The sequence below is a fragment of the Actinomyces sp. HMSC075C01 genome (assembly GCF_001812965.1).
Lineage (GTDB): Bacteria > Actinomycetota > Actinomycetes > Actinomycetales > Actinomycetaceae > Actinomyces > Actinomyces acetigenes.
Genome location: NZ_KV811036.1, coordinates 42,629 through 63,378, shown reverse-complemented (window position 1 = coordinate 63,378; position 20,750 = coordinate 42,629). Strand labels below are relative to the sequence as shown.

17 protein-coding genes are annotated in these 20,750 nt (G+C 70.2%); 13 read left to right on the top strand and 4 right to left on the bottom strand.

The features are described 5' to 3' along the window. Positions 1 to 77: 77 nt before the first annotated feature. Positions 78 to 1,220, top strand: a complete 1,143-nt coding sequence (locus tag HMPREF2883_RS12170) for a glycosyltransferase family 4 protein (RefSeq protein ID WP_070662868.1) — start codon at positions 78 to 80, stop codon at positions 1,218 to 1,220. A gap of 55 nt (positions 1,221 to 1,275) precedes the next feature. Here the strand turns inward: HMPREF2883_RS12170 and HMPREF2883_RS12165 are convergent, their stop codons facing one another. Beyond that, positions 1,276 to 2,025, bottom strand: coding sequence for an IclR family transcriptional regulator (locus tag HMPREF2883_RS12165; RefSeq protein ID WP_070662866.1), 750 nt, complete (start codon positions 2,023 to 2,025; stop codon positions 1,276 to 1,278). 206 nt (positions 2,026 to 2,231) lie between these two features. Here HMPREF2883_RS12165 and leuC point away from each other — a divergent pair, with 206 nt between their 5' ends. The 7 genes from leuC (at position 2,232) to HMPREF2883_RS12130 (ending at position 10,335) form a co-directional block, all read left to right on the top strand. Continuing rightward, positions 2,232 to 3,725 carry a 3-isopropylmalate dehydratase large subunit gene (gene leuC / locus HMPREF2883_RS12160; protein WP_070662865.1) on the top strand — a complete coding sequence of 498 codons (1,494 nt, stop codon included), beginning with the start codon at positions 2,232 to 2,234 and terminating at the stop codon, positions 3,723 to 3,725. Between the two features lie 81 nt (positions 3,726 to 3,806). Next, positions 3,807 to 4,460 (top strand): 3-isopropylmalate dehydratase small subunit, encoded by a 654-nt coding sequence (gene leuD / locus HMPREF2883_RS12155; protein ID WP_070662862.1) that lies wholly within the window; start codon positions 3,807 to 3,809, stop codon positions 4,458 to 4,460. Between the two features lie 244 nt (positions 4,461 to 4,704). After that, on the top strand, positions 4,705 to 6,027 hold the full coding sequence (murA, locus tag HMPREF2883_RS12150; RefSeq protein WP_070662904.1) for a UDP-N-acetylglucosamine 1-carboxyvinyltransferase: 1,323 nt from the start codon (positions 4,705 to 4,707) through the stop codon (positions 6,025 to 6,027). Between the two features lie 140 nt (positions 6,028 to 6,167). Continuing rightward, positions 6,168 to 6,935, top strand: coding sequence for a lysophospholipid acyltransferase family protein (locus HMPREF2883_RS12145; RefSeq protein ID WP_070662860.1), 768 nt, complete (start codon positions 6,168 to 6,170; stop codon positions 6,933 to 6,935). Continuing rightward, on the top strand, positions 6,932 to 7,987 hold the full coding sequence (locus tag HMPREF2883_RS12140) for an NAD(P)H-dependent glycerol-3-phosphate dehydrogenase (protein ID WP_176747217.1): 1,056 nt from the start codon (positions 6,932 to 6,934) through the stop codon (positions 7,985 to 7,987). The genes HMPREF2883_RS12145 and HMPREF2883_RS12140 overlap by 4 nt, the downstream gene beginning before the upstream one ends. Before the next feature lie 85 nt (positions 7,988 to 8,072). After that, positions 8,073 to 9,239 carry a D-alanine--D-alanine ligase family protein gene (locus tag HMPREF2883_RS12135; protein ID WP_070662855.1) on the top strand — a complete coding sequence of 389 codons (1,167 nt, stop codon included), beginning with the start codon at positions 8,073 to 8,075 and terminating at the stop codon, positions 9,237 to 9,239. Further along, a complete protein-coding gene (locus tag HMPREF2883_RS12130; RefSeq protein WP_070662853.1) occupies positions 9,226 to 10,335 on the top strand; it encodes a thiamine-phosphate kinase in 1,110 nt (369 codons plus the stop codon). The genes HMPREF2883_RS12135 and HMPREF2883_RS12130 overlap by 14 nt, the downstream gene beginning before the upstream one ends. Before the next feature lie 94 nt (positions 10,336 to 10,429). On the opposite strand, the gene rpmB is transcribed toward HMPREF2883_RS12130, so the two are convergent. Next, a complete protein-coding gene (rpmB, locus tag HMPREF2883_RS12125) occupies positions 10,430 to 10,621 on the bottom strand; it encodes a 50S ribosomal protein L28 (RefSeq protein WP_003785965.1) in 192 nt (63 codons plus the stop codon). A 518-nt stretch (positions 10,622 to 11,139) separates the two neighbouring features. Between rpmB and HMPREF2883_RS12120 the strand changes: the two genes are divergently transcribed. Both HMPREF2883_RS12120 and HMPREF2883_RS12115 read left to right on the top strand, forming a co-directional pair. Next, a complete protein-coding gene (locus HMPREF2883_RS12120; protein WP_070662851.1) occupies positions 11,140 to 13,089 on the top strand; it encodes a DAK2 domain-containing protein in 1,950 nt (649 codons plus the stop codon). A gap of 166 nt (positions 13,090 to 13,255) precedes the next feature. Then, on the top strand, positions 13,256 to 15,514 hold the full coding sequence (locus tag HMPREF2883_RS12115; protein WP_070662849.1) for an ATP-dependent DNA helicase RecG: 2,259 nt from the start codon (positions 13,256 to 13,258) through the stop codon (positions 15,512 to 15,514). Between the two features lie 34 nt (positions 15,515 to 15,548). On the opposite strand, the gene rsmD is transcribed toward HMPREF2883_RS12115, so the two are convergent. After that, positions 15,549 to 16,109: a 16S rRNA (guanine(966)-N(2))-methyltransferase RsmD gene (gene rsmD, locus HMPREF2883_RS12110; RefSeq protein WP_070662847.1), complete on the bottom strand. Its 561-nt coding sequence runs from the start codon at positions 16,107 to 16,109 to the stop codon at positions 15,549 to 15,551. A gap of 50 nt (positions 16,110 to 16,159) precedes the next feature. Then, a complete protein-coding gene (locus tag HMPREF2883_RS12105) occupies positions 16,160 to 16,828 on the bottom strand; it encodes a class II aldolase/adducin family protein (RefSeq protein ID WP_070662845.1) in 669 nt (222 codons plus the stop codon). 208 nt (positions 16,829 to 17,036) lie between these two features. Here HMPREF2883_RS12105 and HMPREF2883_RS12100 point away from each other — a divergent pair, with 208 nt between their 5' ends. From HMPREF2883_RS12100 to HMPREF2883_RS12090, 3 genes are all read left to right on the top strand, one after another. Further along, on the top strand, positions 17,037 to 18,812 hold the full coding sequence (locus tag HMPREF2883_RS12100; protein WP_070662843.1) for an L-fucose isomerase: 1,776 nt from the start codon (positions 17,037 to 17,039) through the stop codon (positions 18,810 to 18,812). 12 nt (positions 18,813 to 18,824) lie between these two features. Next, the gene (locus HMPREF2883_RS12095) at positions 18,825 to 20,348 is read left to right on the top strand and encodes a rhamnulokinase (RefSeq protein ID WP_256277473.1); all 1,524 of its coding nucleotides are present in this window, start codon (positions 18,825 to 18,827) and stop codon (positions 20,346 to 20,348) included. Positions 20,349 to 20,412: 64 nt separating this feature from the next. Continuing rightward, positions 20,413 to 20,750 (top strand): RbsD/FucU family protein (locus HMPREF2883_RS12090; RefSeq protein WP_070662841.1); only part of this gene is annotated, 338 nt, incomplete at its 3' end.

Genomic DNA, 20,750 nt, shown 5'->3' with positions numbered 1-20,750 from the left:
CGGACGACGAGGGCCTGCGCGGCGTGAGGAGCCCGTCAGGGGCTTGCGACAAAGGAGGACGTGGCAGACTTAACGTCATGCGCGTCCTCATCGTCTCCGACTGCTACGCGCCCAGGTTGGGCGGCATCGAAACTCAGGTGCGGGATCTCGCCCGCAACCTGAAGCTGGCCGGTCATGAGCCCGCCGTCGTCACCGCCACGCCGGTCGGTGACGGTCGTGGCCGCAGCGTTGAGAGGGTCGATGGCTTCCCCGTCTTCCGCACCACTGCGCACCTGCCCAAGGAGGTGCCCGTTCATCCCCGAGCCGGGCGCGAGCTCGATGACCTCCTGTCGCGCCTGCACCCCGACGTCGTGCACGCCCACGTCGGCGTCGTCTCGCCCTTCGCCTGGTCCGGCATCGCCTCGGTCCGGCGAGCGGGGCTCCCGCTGGCCGTCACCTTCCACTGCGTCCTGGGGCCCTGGGCGCACGTGGCCGGAGCGCTGGGTCCCGTCAGCCCCGTGCGGCTGTGGCAGCGCGGCGGCGCCGACCTGACGGCCGTGTCCTCCATGCTCGCCGCCGAGGTCCGTCGCGCCGGCGCTCACGATCCCGTCACCGTTCTGCCCAACGGCATCACCGTCGAGGACTGGCGCCTGGAGCGCCCCGGCCCCCAGGAGCGACGGCCTCACCGGCCAGTCACGGTCGTGGCCTCTCTGCGATGGGTCGAGCGCAAGCGCCCCCTGCAGGTCGTGCGCGCCTTCACCCAGGCGGTCAGAAGTACCCCCGGCACCGATGCGCTCCTCAAGATCTACGGGGACGGTCCACTGCGCGAGCAGCTCGCCCGCGAGGTCGCCGAATCCGGCCTGGCCGACCGCATCGAGCTCGTGGGGCGCGTCGAGCGCACTGAGCTCGCCCAGGCCTTCACGCGTGCAGACATCTACCTGCAGACCTCGCCCGCCGACTCCTTCGGTATCTCCACCCTGGAGGCCCGCAGTGCGGGGCTGGCCGTTGTCGCTCTGCGCTCCAGCGGAGTGCGCGACTTCATCACCGACGGCGTCGATGGTCTCCTCGCCGACGACGACGCGGGCCTGGCCCGCGAGCTCGCCACCCTCCTGGAGGACGACGAGCTGCTCGAGCGCGTCAAGACCCACAACTACGACAACGCCCCCTTGCCCGAGTGGGGCGCCGTGGCGCAGATGAACGTCGAGGCCTACCGGCGCGCCATCGCCCTGGCAGCTGCGTGAGCTTAACTGGCTGCGTGAGCCGGCGTTGGAGGTGAGGGCGTTATCGACCCCCTCGTCAGGCGGTACTGGCGTCGTTGAGCACCTCGGAGAGTCGACGTGCCGCGGCCATGACCACGTGCCCGTGAACCCGGCCGGGTTGACGGCCCATGCGCTCAATAGGGCCGGAGATCGAGATCGCGGCCACCACCTTGCCTCCGGGCCCGCGTACTGGCGCCGAGACGGAGGCGACTCCGGGCTCACGCTCCCCAACCGACTGAGCCCATCCCCGACGTCGGACCGCCGAGAGCATGGTGGCGGTGAAGCGGGCCCCCACCAGACCGCGGTGCAGGCGGTCGGGCTCCTCCCAGGCGAGGAGCACCTGGGCGGCCGAGCCGCCCTGCATGGACATGGTGGCGCCCACGGGAATGGAGTCGCGCAGCCCGATCGGGCGCTCGGCATTGGCCACACAGATACGCACATCCCCCTGGCGGCGGTAGAGTTGCGCCGACTCGTGGGTCTTGTCGCGCAGGGCCGCCAGCACCGGTCCGGCGGCGGACAGGAGATGGTCCTCTCCCGCGGCGCTGGCCAGCTCGGTGAGCCTGGGGCCCAGGATGAAGCGTCCCTGGGAGTCGCGGGCGACCAGGCGGTGGAACTCCAGGGCGACCGCGATGCGGTGAGCCGTGGGTCGGGCCAGGTGCGTGGTGGACACGAGCTGGGCCAGGGTCGCCGGCCCCGATTCCAGCGCACTCATCACCAGGGCCGCCTTGTCGATGACGCCGACGCCGCTGCTGTCGTTCTCCGGGGAGTTCTCTGAGGGGCTGTCCATAATCTGATACTGGCATTTCAAGGTATGAGATTTCAAGTTAGGGTCCACCTCGGAAGCGGCGCAGTGTCAGCATCCTGTAGGCCAAGGCTCAATGGCCTCGGATGTGGAGCGGCCGCTTCGCGCGGTCTGCGCGGGCCAGCAGCGTCTTCGGGTGCTCCTGAGCGCGGAGCGGATCGGGAACACCTGTTGCTGAGAGGATGAAGTCGATGGGAATGACTCTCGCCGAGAAGGTATGGCGCGATCATGTGGTGTCCAAGGGGAGCGACGGCGCTCCCGACCTGCTGTACATCGACCTCCACCTGGTCCACGAGGTCACCAGCCCCCAGGCCTTCGAGGGGCTGCGCCTGGCCGGACGCACGGTCCGTCGCCCCGACCTGACGATCGCCACGGAGGACCACAACACCCCCACCGTGGACATCGACCTGCCGATCGCCGACGTCACCAGCCGCACTCAGATCGAGACCCTGCGTGCCAACTGCGCTGAGTTCGGGGTGCGGCTGCACTCCCTGGGGGACGCCGACCAGGGGATCGTTCACGCCGTCGGCCCGCAGCTGGGGCTGACCCAGCCCGGCATGACCGTGGTCTGCGGTGACTCCCACACCTCCACCCACGGCGCCTTCGGGGCCCTCGCCTTCGGTATCGGCACCTCCCAGGTCGAGCACGTCCTGGCCACCCAGACCCTGCCCATCGCCCCCTTCAAGACGATGAGCGTCACCATCGACGGGGACCTGCCCTCGGGCAGCGGGGCCAAGGACATCATCCTGGCCATCATCGCCAAGATCGGCACCAACGGGGCCCAGGGGCACGTCATCGAGTACCGCGGCCGGGCCATCGAGCAGCTCTCGATGGAGGCCCGGATGACGATCTGCAACATGAGCATTGAGGGCGGGGCCCGGGCCGGCATGATTGCCCCGGACCAGACCACCTTCGACTACCTCAAGGGCCGTCCTCACGCGCCCGTCGGCGAGGACTGGGATGCCGCCGTGGAGTACTGGTCCAGCCTGCGCACCGACCCCGACGCCGTCTTCGACACCGAGGTGGTCCTTCAGGCCGAGGACATCGAGCCCTTCGTCACCTGGGGCACCAATCCCGGGCAGGGCCTGCCGCTGTCCGCGCGGGTCCCCGACCCCGAGGATATCGCCGACGCCACCGAGCGGCTGGCCGCCGAACGAGCCCTGGAGTACATGGACCTCGTTCCGGGAACGCCCCTGCGCGACATCAAGGTCGACACCGTCTTCATCGGCTCGTGCACCAACGGCCGTATCGAGGACCTGCGGGCCGCCGCTGAGGTGGTGCGCGGACGCAAGAAGGCTGAAGGACTGCGCATGCTCGTGGTACCGGCCTCAGCCCGAGTGCGTCTGCAGGCCGAGGCCGAGGGTCTGGACCGGGTCTTCACGAGCTTCGGCGCCGAGTGGCGCAACGCCGGCTGCTCCATGTGCCTGGCCATGAACCCCGACAAGCTCTCCTCCGGGGAGCGCGCGGCTTCCACCTCCAACCGCAATTTCGAGGGGCGTCAAGGAAAAGGCGGACGGACCCACCTCGTCTCACCCGTCGTCGCCGCGGCCACCGCCGTGCGCGGGGCGCTGTCGGCCCCGGGGGACCTGCCGCCGCGGCCCAAGGCCTCGCAGGACTCGGGCGATATCCCGACGGTCCCGGCGGTTGCGCCGGTCGCTGGCGCGCCTGAGGCGAGCGTCCAGTAGGGGCCGGCGCGCAGGAGATGAAGGCATACAGGCGAGGACAGGCCCGCTAGGGGCCGAGTAGAGGCAAGGAGATCCAAGACCGTGGACAAGTTCATCCGACACACCGGCATTGGCGCCCCGTTGCGGCGCAGCGCCGTCGACACCGACCAGATCATCCCGGCGGTGTATCTCAAACGCATCACCCGCACGGGTTTCGACGACGCCCTGTTCGCCTCCTGGCGGGCCGGTGAGCCCGACTTCATCCTCAACCAGGAGGCATACAAGCGGGCCTCGGTGCTCGTCGCCGGTCCCGACTTCGGCACGGGCTCCTCACGGGAGCACGCCGTGTGGGCGCTCAAGGACTACGGCTTCAAGGTCGTCCTGGCACCCCGCTTCGCCGACATCTTCCGTGGCAACGCCGGCAAGCAGGGACTGGTGGCCGGCGTGGTCTCCCAGGAGGACTGCGAGCAGCTGTGGAAGATCCTCGAGACCGAGCCGGGCACCGAGGTGACGGTGGACCTGGAGAACCGCACGGTCGAGGCCGGGTCCTTCCGCTGCGCCTTCTCCATCGACGACTACGTGCGCTGGATTCTCATGGAGGGACTCGACGACATCTCCCTGACCCTCACCCAGGAGGACGCCATCCGCGCCTACGAGGAGGCCCGTCCAAGCTTCAAGCCACGCACCCTGCCGGCCAAGCACTTGCCTGCCCAGGAGGTTGTCTCTGCCCGGGCCGCGGATATGCCCCGGCCCTGAGCGGGACCGGGAGGCTCGCAGCCGGCGCGCGAAAGAATTCCTCCTCCGAATTTCATCAGTATTAGCACGGTCTGCCCTACTATTAATTGGGGCTTTCTGTGAGTCGAAGGCCACCTGATACAGCCCTGAAAAAGACCCTGGGAGTCCCTCCAGTGCGCTTATGCTGGGACGGCCTCGCGCGCCTGCGCGGGGATGGGTGAGCGGCTCGTGCGCGGCACACCCAGATGACGTCATGGAGGTGTGCATGGTCGACGGTCTGCTCCAGGTCGAGGGCGGTCGCCCGCTGACTGGTGAGATCACCGTCCGCGGAGCCAAGAACCTGGTTCCCAAGGCGATGGTGGCGGCGCTGCTGGGCTCGTCTCCCTCGGTGCTGCGCAATGTCCCGCTCATTCGTGACGTCGACGTGGTCTCGGGGCTGCTGAGCCTGCACGGCGTGAGCATCGACTACGACCAGCGTGAGGGCGTCCTCCAGCTGGACCCATCCAAGGTCGAGTCGGCGCACATGGCTGACATCGACGCGCACGCCGGCTCCTCGCGCATTCCGATCCTCTTCTGCGGTCCGCTCCTGCACCGCCTGGGAGAGGCCTTCATCCCCGACCTGGGCGGGTGCCGTATCGGTGATCGCCCCATCGACTTCCACCTGGAGATCCTGCGTCAGTTCGGCGCCGTGGTGGACAAACAGGCCCAGGGTATCCGACTGACCGCGCCTCACGGTCTCAGCGGCACCGTCATCGAGCTTCCCTACCCCTCAGTCGGAGCCACCGAGCAGACCCTGCTCACTGCTGTGCGCGCTCAAGGACTGACCGAGCTGCGCAATGCCGCCGTCGAGCCCGAGATCATGGACCTGGTCGATGTCCTGCAGAAGATGGGCGCCATCATCTCGGTGGACACCGATCGCACCATCCACGTCGAGGGCGTTGACGAGCTGTGCGGCTACACCCACTCGGCCCTACCGGACCGCATTGAGGCGGCCTCCTGGGCCTCGGCCGCCCTGGCCACTCGCGGGGACGTGTTCGTGCGCGGAGCCCACCAGAGCCACATGACCACCTTCCTCAACACCTTCCGCAAGGTAGGGGGCGCCTTCGACGTCACCGATGCGGGCATCCGCTTCTACCACCCCGGTGGGGACCTGAAGTCGATTGTGGTGGAGACCAACGTCCACCCTGGCTTCATGACCGACTGGCAACAGCCTCTCGTCGTGGCGCTCACCCAGGCCCAGGGCCTGTCCATCGTCCACGAGACCGTCTACGAGAACCGCTTCGGGTTCACCGGTGCCCTTCGCAAGATGGGGGCTACCATCCAGGTCTACCGCGAGTGCCTGGGCGGCACTGAGTGCCGCTTCGGCCAGCGCAACTTCTACCACTCCGCAGTCATCTCCGGGCCCACGCCCCTGACCGGTGCCGACATCGTCGTGCCCGACCTGCGCGGTGGCTTCTCCCATCTCATCGCGGCCCTGGCCGCCGAAGGCACCAGCCAGGTCGAGGGCGTCAACCTCATCGACCGCGGCTATGAGCACTTCATGTCCAAGCTGGAGTCCCTCAACGCCGCTGTCACCCGTCTGGCCTGAGGCAGATCGACGCCGGCCCCTGCCCGTGGGCCCCGTGGACCCGCAAGGCGGGGCGCACGGGCAGGGGCCGGGCCCGGCTCGGACAGCCTCGTTCAGAGCGCCTCAGCGGATAGAGTTCACCCGTGCCTGCAACACGCCCCATGACCCCGTTCTACCGCTTCGCCGCGCGCGGAGCGATCATCCCGTTCCTCAAGATGGTCTCCCGGCAGAAGGTGACCGGCCTGGAGAACATCCCCCGCGAGGGCGGCTTCATCGCCGTGGCCAACCACCTGACCGACCTCGACTCGCTCACGGCCATGCGAGCCCTGGTCGATGCCGATGTCCCCGTCTACTCGCTGGCCAAGTCCACCCTGTTCAAGGTGCCGGTGCTCGGCTCCATCCTGCGGGCCGGCGGCCAGATCCCGGTCCAGCGGGGCACGCAGAACGCGGCCACGGCCCTCAAGGCCGCCAGTGAGGTCCTGGCCGACGGCGGCGCCATCATGATCTTCCCCGAGGGCACGCTCTCCCGCGACCCCCTCAAGTGGCCGATGGTGGCCAAGACCGGGGCGGCCCGACTCGCCATGACCAGCGGCGCCCCCGTCCTGCCCATGGGGCAGTGGGGTGCTCACGAGATCCTGGACACCTACGGGCGTTCCTTCCACCCCTTCCCCCGCAAGGACGTGCGCGTCACCATCGGCGAGCTCATGGACCTGTCCCGATTCGGCTCGGACACCCAGGACCGCGAGGCCGTGCGCGCCTGCACCGCCGAGATCATGCGGGCCATCACCTCCCTGGTGGAGGAGCTCCGCGGGGAGAAGGCCCCCCGCCCCTTCGACATGCACTACGACGGCGACCCCGGCAAGGGAAGGATCGGCGTGCGCCGCCCCGACCCGCTGCCCGAGGCGGACACTCAGGAGGACGGTCAGTGAACGGCGTCGAACCCGCAATGAGCGCACCGGTACGCCCGGCCGCGGCCGTCATCGGCTCAGGAGCCTGGGGCACCACCTTCGCCAGTCTCCTGGCCCAGGCCGGCACCCCCACGACGATCTGGGCCCGGCGCCAGGAGGTGGCCGAGGAGATCAATGCCGGCACCAACGAGCGCTACGTCCCCGGTCACCGCCTGCCGCAGGGCCTGAAGGCGACCACCGACCTGGCCGAAGCCGTCGCGGGGGCGGGCATCGTCGTCGTCGCCGTGCCCTCCCAGGAGGCCCGGGGGGTCCTGGAGCCCCTCCGGTGCGCCCTGGCCGACGACGCCGTGGCCGTCTCCCTCATGAAGGGCATCGAGCTGGGTACCGGGCTGCGGATGAGCGAGGTCCTGGCCGAGGCCCTGGGCATCGACGCCTCCCGCGTCGTGGTCGTCTCCGGCCCCAACCTCGCCGACGAGATCGCTGCGGGCCAGCCCACCGCCACCGTCGTGGCCGCCGCCGACGAGCAGATCGCCGCCCGGATCGCCTCCCTGTGCGCCACCGGCACCTTCCGCCCCTACACCAACACCGACGTCCTGGGCGTCGAGCTGTGCGGGGCGGTCAAGAACGTCATCGCCCTAGCCGTCGGTGCGGCCGCGGGCCGGGGCCTGGGGGACAACTCCAAGGCCACGATCATCACCCGGGGCCTGGTGGAGATCACCCGCCTGGGCCTCAAGCTCGGGGCTCGCCCGGAGACCTTCTCCGGGCTGGCCGGCATGGGGGACCTGGTGGCCACCTGCTCCTCGCCCCTGAGCCGCAATCAGACCTTCGGCCGCCACCTCGGCGAGGGGATGAGCGTGGCCGAGGCCGCTGCGGCCTCCCGGGGCGTGGCCGAGGGCGCCAAGTCGGCCCGCGCCGTCCTGGACCTGGCCCGGGCTCACGGCGTGGACATGCCGATCACCGCCGGAGTCGTCACCGTCGTTGAGGGAGCCGCCAGCGTCGCTCAGGTCACTGACGCGCTGCTGGCACGTCCCCGCAAGGCCGAGGGCGTTCACGCTGCACCGTCTCAGGCCTAGCCGCTGTGACTCCTGAGAGCCACCTTAATTCCGGGTTCGCCATGCGTTATCAGCATGTGGGGCGCCGCGCGGTAGCGTGGGGCCTATGACAGTCCTCCAGGAAACCGGCCCCTCCGTGCCCAGCTCTGACAAGTCCACAGTGCGTGTTGCCGTCGTCTTCGGCGGACGCAGCGGCGAGCACACGATCTCCTGCGCCACCGCCGCCGGTGTCCTGTCAGCCATCGACCGCGACCGTTACGAGGTTCTTCCAGTGGGCATCACGCCCGAGGGCCAGTGGCTGCTCGTCGAGGACGATCCGGCCGCCCTCGAGCTCAGCGACAACCGCCCCCCGGTGACCATCACCGCCGAGGGCCTGGGGCGGGGAAGGCTCAGCGCCCCCCTGGGAGGAGGCGAGCTCACGGTACTCGGCCCCACGGGGCCTGAGGTCCTGGGCCAGGTCGACGTCGTCCTGCCGCTGCTGCACGGGCCCTATGGCGAGGACGGAACCATCCAGGGCATGCTGGAGATGATGGGTCTTCCCTACGTCGGCTGCGGGGTGCTGGCCAGCGCCGCGGGCATGGACAAGCAGGTCACCAAGGTGCTCCTGGGGGCCGCGGGCATCGCCACGGCGCCGCACGTCGTCGTCGGTCCCCACGCCTGGAAGCGTGACCCCGAGGCGATCCTGGAGGCCTGCCGGTCCCTGACCTACCCCCTGTTCGTCAAGCCCGCTCGCGCCGGCTCCTCCCTGGGAATCAGCAAGGTCGACCGCCCTGAGGACCTTCCCGAGGCCATTGAGACGGCCCGCGCGGTCGACCCCAAGGTCCTCGTGGAGAGCGGCATCGTCGGACGCGAGGTCGAGGTCGCCGTCCTTCAGGGCCGCGGCGATGACGCCCCCCGGGTGGCCGAGCCCGGCGAGATTGCCATGGACGCCTCCCAGGGCGCCGGCGAGTTCTACGACTACCAGACCAAGTACCTGGCCCACGACGCCGTCGCCATGGTCTGCCCGGCGCGCATCGACCCTGAGGCACGCGCACTCCTCATAGATACCGCCGCCCGGGCCTTCGAGGCACTCGGCTGCGAGGGACTGGCCCGCGTCGACTTCTTCCTCACCGATACCGGTGAGGCGGTCGTCAACGAGATCAACACGATGCCCGGCTTCACCCCCTTCTCCATGTACCCCTACATGTGGCAGGTCTCCGGGCTGGGCTACACCGAGCTGGTCTCCGAGCTCATCGAGCTGGCCGTGGCCCGCTCCACCGATGTCAACCGCTGAGCAGGCCCCAGCCGGCGCAGAGGCAGCGGGGGAGGACGTGCGGGTCGGTGACCTCAGCGAGGAGGAGCTTCTCGCCGTCATCACCCCCCTCCTGCCCCGCGGCCCGCAGGCCCCCGTCGGCACGGGGGACGACTGCGCGGTCCTGTCCTTTCCCGACTCGCGCACGGCGGTGAGCACCGACGTCCTGGTTGAGGGACGCCACTTCCGCACCCAGTGGTCCACGGGCCGCGACGTCGGGGCGAGGGCCGCTGCCCAGAACCTCGCCGATGCCGCCGCCATGGGCGCCAGGCCCGTCGCGCTCGTCGTCGGCCTGGTCATGCCTGCGGCCACCCCGGTCAGCTGGGTGCGGGACTTCGCCCGAGGACTGGCCCAGGGCTGCGAGCCCTGCGGGGCAGGCGTCGTGGGTGGCGATCTCAGCTCCGGTGACTCACTGATCGTGTCCGTCACGGTCCTGGGCGACCTTGAGGGCAGGGCCCCGGTTCTGCGAAGCGGAGCGAGGCCCGGTGACGCCGTCGTGCACGTTGGAACCCTGGGACGCAGCGCGGCGGGACTCGCCCTGCTCAGCGCGGGCACCGACTGCGCATCAGGCGCGAGCGGCGCTCTCCCCTCAGGTCAGGAGCATCCCCGGGCCCAAGCCTGTATCGAGGCCTTCCGCGCCCCCGCCCCGCCCCTGGCCGCGGGCCGAGAGCTGGCACTGGCCGGCGCCACCTCCATGCTGGACGTCTCCGACGGGCTGCTGCGCGACGCCAGTCGGATCGCCCGCGCCAGCGGCGTCGTCATTGAGCTCGATGATCCCGGCGACCTGCCGGACGCGTCCTTCCTCGAGCCGGTTGCCGCGCTCGTGAGCGGCCACGACGGATCAGCCGCTCGCGACCTGGCCCGCAGCTGGTTGCTCACCGGGGGAGAGGACCACGGACTGCTCGCCACCGTCCCAGCAGACGCCTTCGATCGGCTGCCCGCCGGAGCCCGGGTGATCGGCCGGGTCCTGAGCCCGCAGTCCTCACCGGACCAGGTGCCGGGGCGCCGACCGGGCGTCCTCCTGGCAGGAGAACCCGCGCAGGAGCACACCGGGTGGGACCACTTCTCCCACACCTGACGGGCCGTAACCGTGAGGAATACGGGGCACGACAAAGGCCGCCGACTGCTTGCGCAGTGGCGGCCCCGTGCTCGAAGGACTCGAGGTGATGCGCTCAGATGTTGCGCGTCACCTTCCCGGCCTTGAGGCAGGACGTGCACACGTTGAGGCGCTTGGGGGCGCCATTGACGAGAGCACGCACACGCTGGATGTTGGGGTTCCACCGGCGGTTGGTCCGCACGTGGGAGTGCGAGACGCTCTTGCCGAAGATGGGGCCCTTGCCGCAAACGTCGCACACAGCAGCCACGGTCTCACTCCTGATCTTCAATGCTTCAACGCTCAGGCCGATGCCTGGCGCCAGGTCTTACCGCCCAGGCGCGAGGCGCCGGGCAACCCGAACACAATAGCGGACCTGCGTGTGGCGCCCCAAGCCGCCTTGGCGTGCGTTCGAGCACATGCCATCGCGCTTGAGGCCCGAGGAGCAAGTGTGGACTCAGCGTGAAATGTGATGAATATCATTAAGCGATGAACGTGTGCCCTAGCCGGATGTGGTGGTAGGGGCCTGACCAGCGCGCCGAAGTCCCGAATGCCCCTTCGGCTCCCCACCGCCCCGAGCGTGGTCCTGGTGCGGGCGTCTCGCTCCGGTGGGAGGAATGTGTTCGGACAGGTACTCTGAAACCACATATCAAACCAAAGGCTCGGCCCAGCCATGAACCAGGCTCGCTGAACGCCTGCACATATGCAGATCATGCAATGGAACAGAAGGTGTTCGCAGCGTGAGACACATGGTGTGCTGGTCGTAGCCGGGATGCAGGGGAGGCGAAGATGGCGCAGTCTCAAGGACGCCGCCCCGTTACCCCTGTCTCAGGGGCCCAGGTGCTGCAGGGGGCCGCAGTGCGGCGCTGGATCGCGCTGGCGGAGATCGTTGCCGATCAGACTCGGGACCTGGTGGACGTCCTCAATGTCTTCCCCGTGCCGGATGCGGATACCGGAACCAACGTCCTACTCACCCTGCGCTCGGCCTCCGACGCCCTCCACTGCCTGGGGCGGGCCGCTGATGCCGCCCAGGTGGCCCGCGCCGCAGCCGACGGCGCGGTCCGGGGAGCCCGCGGGAACTCGGGTCTTCTGGTCTCCCAGGCCCTGGCCGCCTTCGCCGACGTCTGCGCCGAGGCCCCGGATCCCACTGGCCTGCGCCCCGTCGAGCTCGTGCACGTCTACGAGGCCATGGCGGACACCACCTGGGCGGCGGTCTCCCGCCCGGTCTCGGGGACCCTGCTGTCAGTCGCTCGAGACGCGGCCACGGCCGCCCGCTCCGCCCTGGAGGAGGCGACCGCGAGCTCGCCCGCGACCCTGAGCCTCATCGCCGCTGCCGCCGCCTTCGGTGCCCAGGAGTCCGTTGTGGAGACCTCCGGCCTCGGGCACGGCCCGGTGGATGCCGGGGGAGCAGCCTTCATGCTGCTGCTGACCTGCCTGTCGGACACCATCGACGCGATGCAGGATGCGGACCCCAGGACGACTGACGCCCCGGAGCTGCGTCAGGGCCAGCAGGACGCTGACGAGCACGCCCCCTACACCGCCGTCGCCCGCCAGATGCTCACCGACCTGGCCGCAGGCGGGGTGCCGCACAGTATCGGTCCCGAGCCCCTGGGCATGTCCACCGGCGAGTTCGAGGTAATGTACCTGCTGGAGGCGACCGCGGTCCAGGCCGGTCAGCTGCGCCGGGACCTGGAGCGCATTGGTGACTCCGTGGGCGTCGTCGGCACTCCGGACGCCCTGGGGGTGGGCCTCTACCAGGTCCACGTCCACACCGACACTCCGCGTGCCGCCTTGCCGCACGCGGGCCGCGCCCGCCAGATCTGCATCCACCACCTCCACCCCACCGCCCTGGTGAGCTCCACCGACGAGCCTCCGTCTCCGTGGGGGGCGCTCGACTCCGACCCCACGGGTCACGTGGTCTCCTTCGAGCGCCTGGCCGCACGCCGGGCCGAGCGCAAGGCGAAGTCGGTGCGCATGCACCCCTCCCAGGCGGTCGCCCCCCGCCCCGCGCCGGCGCAGGCCCCGCATCTGGCCGTGCGCTCGCGGCAGTCCGGCGTCGGTGTCATCGCCTGCACCCGGGCTCCCGGGCTCATTGAGCAGCTTGCCCGCTCCGACGCCGCCGTCGTCCTCAACCCGGATCGGGAGGGGATCGCCCGCGCCGCCGCGGACCTGGGGGCCTCCCAGGTCATCGTGCTGCCCTGCGACGCCGCCTGCACCGAGGCGGCCCACGACGCCGCCCGCTTCCTCGCGGCCCGCTCCGCGGTCTCCACCGTCCGCCCACCGGCGGGGACCCGTCAGGCGGGCGCCGCTCGCGAGACCGCCCGTGTCGGGGGACAGCCGGAGCGCTATGCGGCCGAGGGCATTCAGCTCCTCGTGTGCGACACCGACGACGAGGCCCGGGTCCTGGCCGCGGCGGTGGCCCTGGCCGGCAGGGGCGAGGAGGCCGAGCTGGCCGAGCTGGCCCGCCGCGCCTGGAGCGCCGCCGCGGGGCTGCGCACCATCGCCCTCGACGGAGCCCAGGCCGACGCCGAGGCCGTGGCTCGCGCCGTGGCCTCGGCGCTGCGACCCTCCGATGAACTGCTCACCGTCATCACCGGCCGCAACGCCGGCCGTGACGTCGGCGCCCTGGCCGCCAGCGCGGCGGTAGGGGCCCGGGGGCACGTGGTCGGTGAGGACGTGGAGGTCGCCGTCCATGCGGGCGGACAGGAGCACCCTGACGTCCTCATCGCCATCGAGTAGCCGTCTCTTCGTGCTGCAATGCCCTGAGGGCGCCCGCATCTGCAGGCGCCCTCAGGTCATGAACGGCACCCAGGCTCCTTCGTCATAGGGTGGGGTCGTGTCCGGCTCGTCTGATCGCTCAACCCGCACGCCCCGCCCCGGCAGCGTCGGCCCGCTCGAGCGTCCTGTGACCCGGCTCGTGGGAAAGCGCACGGCCGTCCAGCTCGCCAAGCAGGGGGTGGAGACCGGAGCGGATCTGCTGCGCCTGCTGCCTCGACGCTACGACACCTGGGGGGAGCTGACCGACATGCGTACCCTCGTCGAGGGCGAGCAGGCCACCGTCCAGGCCCGGGTCGTGCGCGCCTCCTCCCGGCGCACCCGCTCCGGCCGGGTCCCGGCCCTCATGGAGGCCACCGTCACCGACGGCGCCTCCACCATGGACCTCGTCCAGTTCGGTGCTGCGGGTCAGATGCGTGCCCGAGCGGCCCAGCTGGCCCCCGGAACCACCGTCCTGCTCAGCGGTAAGGTGGGACTCCACCGCGGACGCAAGCAGCTGTCCAACCCGCGCCTGTACGTCCTCGACGAGCTCGACGAGGACGAGCGTGAGGCCCTGCTGGCCCGCCCCATGCCCATCTACCCGGGTACGGAGGCCCTCCCGTCCTGGTTGGTGGCCAAGGCGGTGCGCATCGTTTTGGACCAGCTGGAGCCGGGCGACGTCGCCGATCCTCTCCCCGAGGAGCTGCGGCGCGAGGCGGGGCTGGTCGATGCCTACACCGCCTACCGCTGGGTGCACCGGCCCGAGGACTGCCAGCAGTGGAAGGCCGCCCGGAAACGGCTGCGCCACGAGGAGGCCCTCATCTTGCAGGTCGCCCTGGCTCAGCGCCGAGCCCACCATGAGGCGACCCGCACCGCGGTCGCCTGGCCCGTACCGGAGGCGGAGGACTCCCTGAGAGCGGACCTCGACGCCCGCCTGCCATACGACCTGACCGCCGGCCAGGTGCGGGTCGGTCAGGAGATCTCCGCCGACCTGGCCCGCACCGTTCCCATGCAGCGCCTTCTCCAGGGCGACGTGGGGAGTGGCAAGACCCTCGTGGCTCTGCGCGCCATGCTTCAGGTGGTCGGAGGTGGAGGGCAGGCCGCCCTCCTGGCCCCCACCGAGGTCCTCGCCGCCCAGCACCACTCCTCGCTGGAAGCGGTCCTGGGGCCCATGGCCCGCCTCGGGATGCTCGGTGGCGCCGAACGCGCCACCCGCGTCCACCTGCTGACCGGCTCCACCCCCGCCGCTCAGCGCCGTCGGATCCTCGCCGGGCTGGTCGCCGGTGAGCCGGCGATCGTCGTGGGGACCCACGCCCTGCTGTCCGACACGGTGCAGATCCCCTTCCTCGGCCTGGTCGTCGTCGACGAGCAGCACCGCTTCGGCGTCGCCCAGCGCGACGCCCTGCGCGAGCGCGGCGGTCTCACCGACCCGGCCACCGGCCGCAGTCACACTCCCCACCTCCTGGTCATGACCGCCACCCCGATTCCGCGTACCATCGCCATGACGGTCTTCGGGGACCTGGCCACTTCCGTCCTGGACGAGCTGCCCGCCGGGCGCAGCGCCGTTCCCACCCACCTCGTCCCGTGGTCGCGCACCTCCTGGGTGGAGGGCATCTGGCGGCGCGCGGCCACCGAGGTCGCCTCCGGAGGACGGGTCTACGTCGTGTGTCCACGGATCGAGGTCGACGACGAGCCTCGACAGGAGCAGGCGGAAGGCACAGCGGCTTTCGATGTTGATGGTGGGCCGGGGGAGGAGCCGCTCGCGGAGGACGGGGACGGCTCGCATCCTGACCGCCCACTGGCCGCCGTCGAGGAGTGGAGGCAGCGACTAGACGGTGAGCCGGCCCTGGAGGGCGTCGACGTCGGGATCCTCACCGGGCGCATGAGCAGTGAGGACAAGGCTGCCGCCATGGCTGACTTCGCCTCGGGCGTCACCCCGGTCCTGGTGTCCACCACCGTCGTCGAGGTGGGGGTGGACGTGCCCGAGGCCTCCATGATGGTCATCCTGGACGCCGACCGCTTCGGCCTGTCCCAGCTCCACCAGCTGCGCGGGCGGGTCGGGCGCAGCAGCAGGCCGTCCCTGTGCGTGGCGGTCACCGGTGCGCAGGTCGGCTCCACCGCCTTCCACCGGCTCAAGGCCTTCGCCTCCACCACGGACGGATTCGCGCTGGCCGAGGCCGACCTCGAGCTGCGCAGCGAGGGCGACGTCCTGGGGGCCTCGCAGTCGGGTCGCGCCTCCGGGCTGGACCTGCTGCGCGTCACCCGCGACGCCCGCCTCATCGCCACCGCGAGACGTCAGGCCGAGCGGATCGTGGCCGCCGATCCGCAGCTGAGCGGGCACCGGGCCCTGGCCGCGGCGATCGCCGAGCGCCTCGACGAGGAATCCCAGGCCTTCCTCGAAAGAGCGTGACGCGCCAGGGCGCGAGCCGGGGAGCGCCCCCGGCTCAGGCCGGTTCTGCGAACCAGATCGTGGTCTCGCCGTACCGCTTGTCTGCGAAGCGCTCCAACCCCGCCGGCCAGGTGGGTTCCGGCGAGCGCGTCGAGCGCTCGACGACGACGACGGCGCGCGGCGCCAGCCACGGGTCCTCGCTGCGGACCAGGGGGGTGAGGATCGCGGTGAGCTCCTCCTCGCTCAGCTCGTAGGGTGGGTCGAGCAGCACCAGATCCACCGGGGCGCCCGCCGCACCGGCCAGGAAGGCGGCCGCCTTCGCGGTCACCGCCGACACCCCGCCCAGGCCCAGTGAGCGGATGTTGCGCTGGCAGGTCTGCGACGCACCGCGTGAGGAGTCCACGAGCGTGACCTCGCCGGCCCCCCGGCTCGCGGCCTCCAGACCCAGGGCCCCGGAACCCGCGCACAGGTCCAGCACCCGGGCGCCGTCGAGCACCCCGTAGTGGTCCAGGCGGGCGAAAAGAGCCTCGCGGACGCGCTCGGAGGTGGGACGCGTCCCGGCCCGGGGGACCTCAATCCTGCGTCCGCCCACGGTTCCGGCCACGATCCTCGTCATGGGACAGACCCTACCCGGCCCGCAGCCCGCTTCCCTTGTGGCCGCTGCGCTCAGCCCTCCTCGGCCGGGGCGTGCTGACCGTAGCCGGTGTCCTGGATCTTGCGCGCGACCGCCGCGACCTGCTCATCGGAGAGGATTTTGGGGCTGCCGACGGCGAGCGTGCGCAGGTAGAGCTCGCAGACCCACTCCAGTTCCTGGGCCAGGACGTAGGTGGAGGCCAGGTCCGGCCCGGTCACCACGGAGCCGTGGTTGCTCATGAGGGCCGCGATACGTCCCTCAAGGGCCTTGGCGACATTGGCGGCCAGCTCGGGGGAGCCGTAGATGGCGTAGTCGGCCACTCGCACGTCACTGCCGCCGAACATGCAGATGTAGTAGTGCACGGCCGGGAGCGCGCTCACGCCCTCGAGGCTGGCCACGGTGGTGGCCGCGTAGGAGTGGGTGTGCACGACCGACATCTGTCCGGTCGCCCGCAGTGCGGTCAGGTGCAGGTCCAGCTCGCTGGCGGGCTTGAGCGGTCCCTCGACCTGCTTGCCGGTGGCGTAGTCGACCACGGCGACCAGGTCGGGGCGCATCTCCTGGTAGGGCAGCCCCGAGGGAGTGATGGCGACCAGGTCCCCCTCCCGAACGGACAGGTTGCCAGCGGTGCCGACGACCAGGCCGTCGTCGGACAGGTGGGAGCAGGCGTCGGTGATCTGCTGTCGAGCGTCGTTGAGAAGCATGATGGGCTCTTTCCCCGGGGCGTACCGCTGCGCGCCCCGTTGCGTCAGAAGTGGTACCGAGGCATCGTCTCATGTTGGCGCTCTCATGTCTACGATTTTGCGTTCTTGTTTTCATGCTTGACATGGCTGCTTGGTTGGGGTCATTCTATGTTTGCGCTCACATCGATGTGGGTCCTGGTCATCGTCGCCCAGTGAAAGGAAACCTGTCATGCCCACCGCGTCCTACCCCGCCATCGGAATCCGCCCCCTCATTGACGGGCGCCGTCGTGGCGTGAGGGAGTCCCTCGAGGACAAGACCGCTCAGCTGGCCAAGGATGTCGCCGAGCTCATCTCCTCGCGCCTGACCTACCCCGACGGCAGCCCGGTGCGCTGCGTCGTCTCTGAGACCGCGATCGGAGGCGTGGCCGAGGCCAACCGCTGCAAGGAGCAGTTCCGCACCGAGAACGTGTGCGCCGACTTGACTGTCACCGCCTCCTGGAACTACATCACCGAGGTCCTCGACCTCGACCCCTCCATCCCGCACGCCATCTGGGGCTTCAACGGCACCGAGCGTCCCGGGGCCGTGACCCTGGCCGCCGCGGCCGCCGCCTACAACATGCTGGGCATCCCCTGCTTCGGCATCTACGGCCACGACGTGCAGGACGCCGACGACTCGGGCCTGACCGACGACGTCGTTGAGAACATCCTGCGCTACGCGCGCGCCGCCCTGGGGGTCGGCCTCATGAAGGGGCGCAGCTATCTCTCGATCGGGACCGTCTCCATGGGGATCGCCGGCTGCCGCGTCCCCGAGCAGTTCTTCGTCGACTACCTGGGCATGCGTGCCGAGTACATCGACATGATCGAGATCGACCGCCGTATCGCCCACGGCATCTACGACCACCAGGAGTACGAGACCGCCCTGGCCTGGGCCCGGGAGCACCTCACCATCGGGGAGAACCGCAACCCTGAGGCCAACCGCTTCACCCAGGAGGAGTACGACGAGCAGTTCGACTACTGCATCAAGATGCTTCTCATCGGCCGCGACCTCATGGAGGGCAACCCCGCCCTGGCCGATCTCGGCTTCGTCGAGGAGGCCGAGGGTCATGACGCCATCGCGGCGGGCTTCCAGGGGCAGCGTCAGTGGACGGACTACAAGCCCAACGGCGACATCCTCGAGACCTTCCTCAACACCACCTTCGACTGGAACGGCAAGCGGCCCGAGAAGGTCTTCGCCACGGAGGGCGATGCCGGCAACGCCGTGGCCATGCTCTTCAACTCCGTCCTGACCCACCGCCCCCAGCTCTTCAGCGACGTGCGCACCTACTGGAGCCCCGAGGCCGTTGAGCGGGTCACCGGCTACAAGCTCGAGGGATGCGCGGAGAACGGTTTCATCGACCTGCGCAACTCCGGGGCCACCACCCTCAACGCCACCGGCCAGGAGAAGGACGCCGGGGGCAACCCCATCATCAAGCACTGGTGGGAGATCACCGAGGCGGACATCGAGGCGGATCTGAAGGCCTCCACCTTCCACGCCGCCACCCGCGAGTACTTCCCAGGAGGTGGTTTCTCCACGCACTTCACCACCGCCGGCAACATGCCCGTCACCGCGACCCGCCTGAACTTCGTGGCCGGTCAGGGGCCGGTCCTCCAGATCGCCGAGGGCTGGACCGTGGAGCTGCCCGACGACGTGCGTGACCAGATCGTCTACCGTACCGACCCGACGTGGCCGACGACCTTCTTCGTCCCGCGCCTGACCGGCCAGGGCGCCTTCACCTCCGTCTACGACTGGATGGCCAACTGGGGCGCCAACCACACGGCCACCGGCTACGGACACTTCGGCGCCGACCTCATCACCCTGGCCTCGATGCTGCGCATCCCCGTCTACATGCACAACGTCGAGCGCGAGAGGATCCTGCGTCCCAAGGCCTGGGTGCCCTTCGGTACCGCCGAGCCCGAGAGCGCCGACTTCCGGGCCTGCGCCACCTTCGGTCCTCTCTACCGCTGAAGGATCGCGGCCATGACGAGCACCGACGAGCACCGACAGAACATGAGCCTGAGCGGCGCGGGGCAGGACAGGCAGGCGGCTGAGTTCCACGCGCTCGCCCTCGACCTCGGTTCCAGCTCCGTGCGAGCGGTCCTGGGAAGCTACCGGCAGGGAGCCGTCAGCACCGAGGAGGTCTTCCGCCTCCACCACCAGGCGGTGGACGACCACGGCACCCTCACCTGGGATCTCGAGCGCATCATGGACGGTGTTCGTCGGAGCATCGCCATGGCGACGCAGCGCCTGGGGCGGGCCCCCGACTCCATCGGCATCGACACCTGGGGAGTCGACTACGGTCTGCTCGACGCCCACGGAGAGCTGCTGCGCGCCCCACGCGCCTACCGGGACCGGCGCATGGCCCGCTGGGCCGCGGACCTGGACCGGGCCCTCCCTGCGCAGACGGCCTGGAAAGAGACCGGCATCCTGCCCCAGCAGATCAACACGGTCTACCAGCTCTACGCGGACCTGAGACAGGAGCCCGACCTCGTCGATCGGGTGGATCGATTCCTGCCCCTGCCAGACCTCGTGGCCCACCTGCTCGGGGCCCCCGTGCAGGCGGGGCGGGCGATCGCCTCGACCACCGGGCTCGCCTCACCTGGGGCACGAGAGTGGTCGCCTCGCGTGCTCCAGGCCACCGGGATCCCCGAGGGCTGGATGCCCCCGCTCGTCGACGACGCCACGGTGGCTGGGACGACCCCAGAGGGGATCACCATCGTGCGTCCCGGCGGGCACGACACCGCCTGCGCCGTCCACGCGCTCGGTCTGGCCGGTGACGAGGTGCGCCTGTTCATCTCCTCGGGATCCTGGAGTCTCATCGGGGCCGCCGTCCCGAGCCCCGTCCTGGATGAAGCGGCGCTGCGGGCCGGACTGACCAACGAGGTCCGCACCGACGGAGGCATCCGCCTGCTGCGCAACCTCACCGGTTTCTGGCTGCTTCAGGAGTGCCAGCGAGCCTGGCACGAGCCCGACACCGGCGCGCTGGTCGAGGCGGCGGGGCAGTGCGCCTCCCTCGGGGTCGTCATCGACCCCGACGACGAGCTCTTCACCACTCCCGGAGACATGCCGGACAAGATCGCCCAGTGGTGCCGCAGTCACTACAAGGTGGCTCCCGAGGGGCCGGCGCAGACGGTCCGGCTCATCCTCGAGTCGCTCGCCTGCGCCCACGCCGCCTACGCCCAGGGGCTGCAGGACGTCGTCGGTGACCAGCTGGATCCGGCGGCACCGATCCACCTGGTGGGAGGCGGGGCGCGCAACAGCCTCCTGCCGGCCATGACGGCGGCGGCCTGTCACCGTCGGGTCATCGTGGGCACGCCGGAGGCCAGTGCCCTGGGTAATATCCTCGCCCAGCTCGAAGCCGCCGAGGTCCTCGACCCCAGCGCGCGCGGCGAGGTGCTGCGCCGCAGCGTCGGCTCCGTGAAGGTCGACGCCTCCGGGGCCATCGCCGATCCCGGTGCCTTCGACACCATGCGGGAACGGCTGGGCAACGCCACCGCCGACTGACCGCCAGGCACGTCGAGCGCAACCACACATTGAACTGAACACCCACCACACGAAAGGAGCAACGATGCTCCGCAACATTCCCGCCAACCTGTCACCCGAACTCGTCAAGATCCTGCTCGAGATGGGCCATGGCGATGAGATTCTCCTGGCCGATGCGAACTTCCCCGGGCACCACCTCCACCCCACCACGGTGCGGGCCGACGGCCTGGGGATCCCCGACCTGCTCAGGTCCATCCTCACGCTCATGCCCCTGGACCGCTACAGCAGCTACCAGGTTGCCCTCATGGAGACGGTTGGCGACGACCCTCGACCTCCGGTGTGGGACGTCTACGAGCAGATCTGGAACGAGGCCGAGAAGGATGCCGGACCGGTGAACGTCAAGACGATTGAGCGCATGGCCTT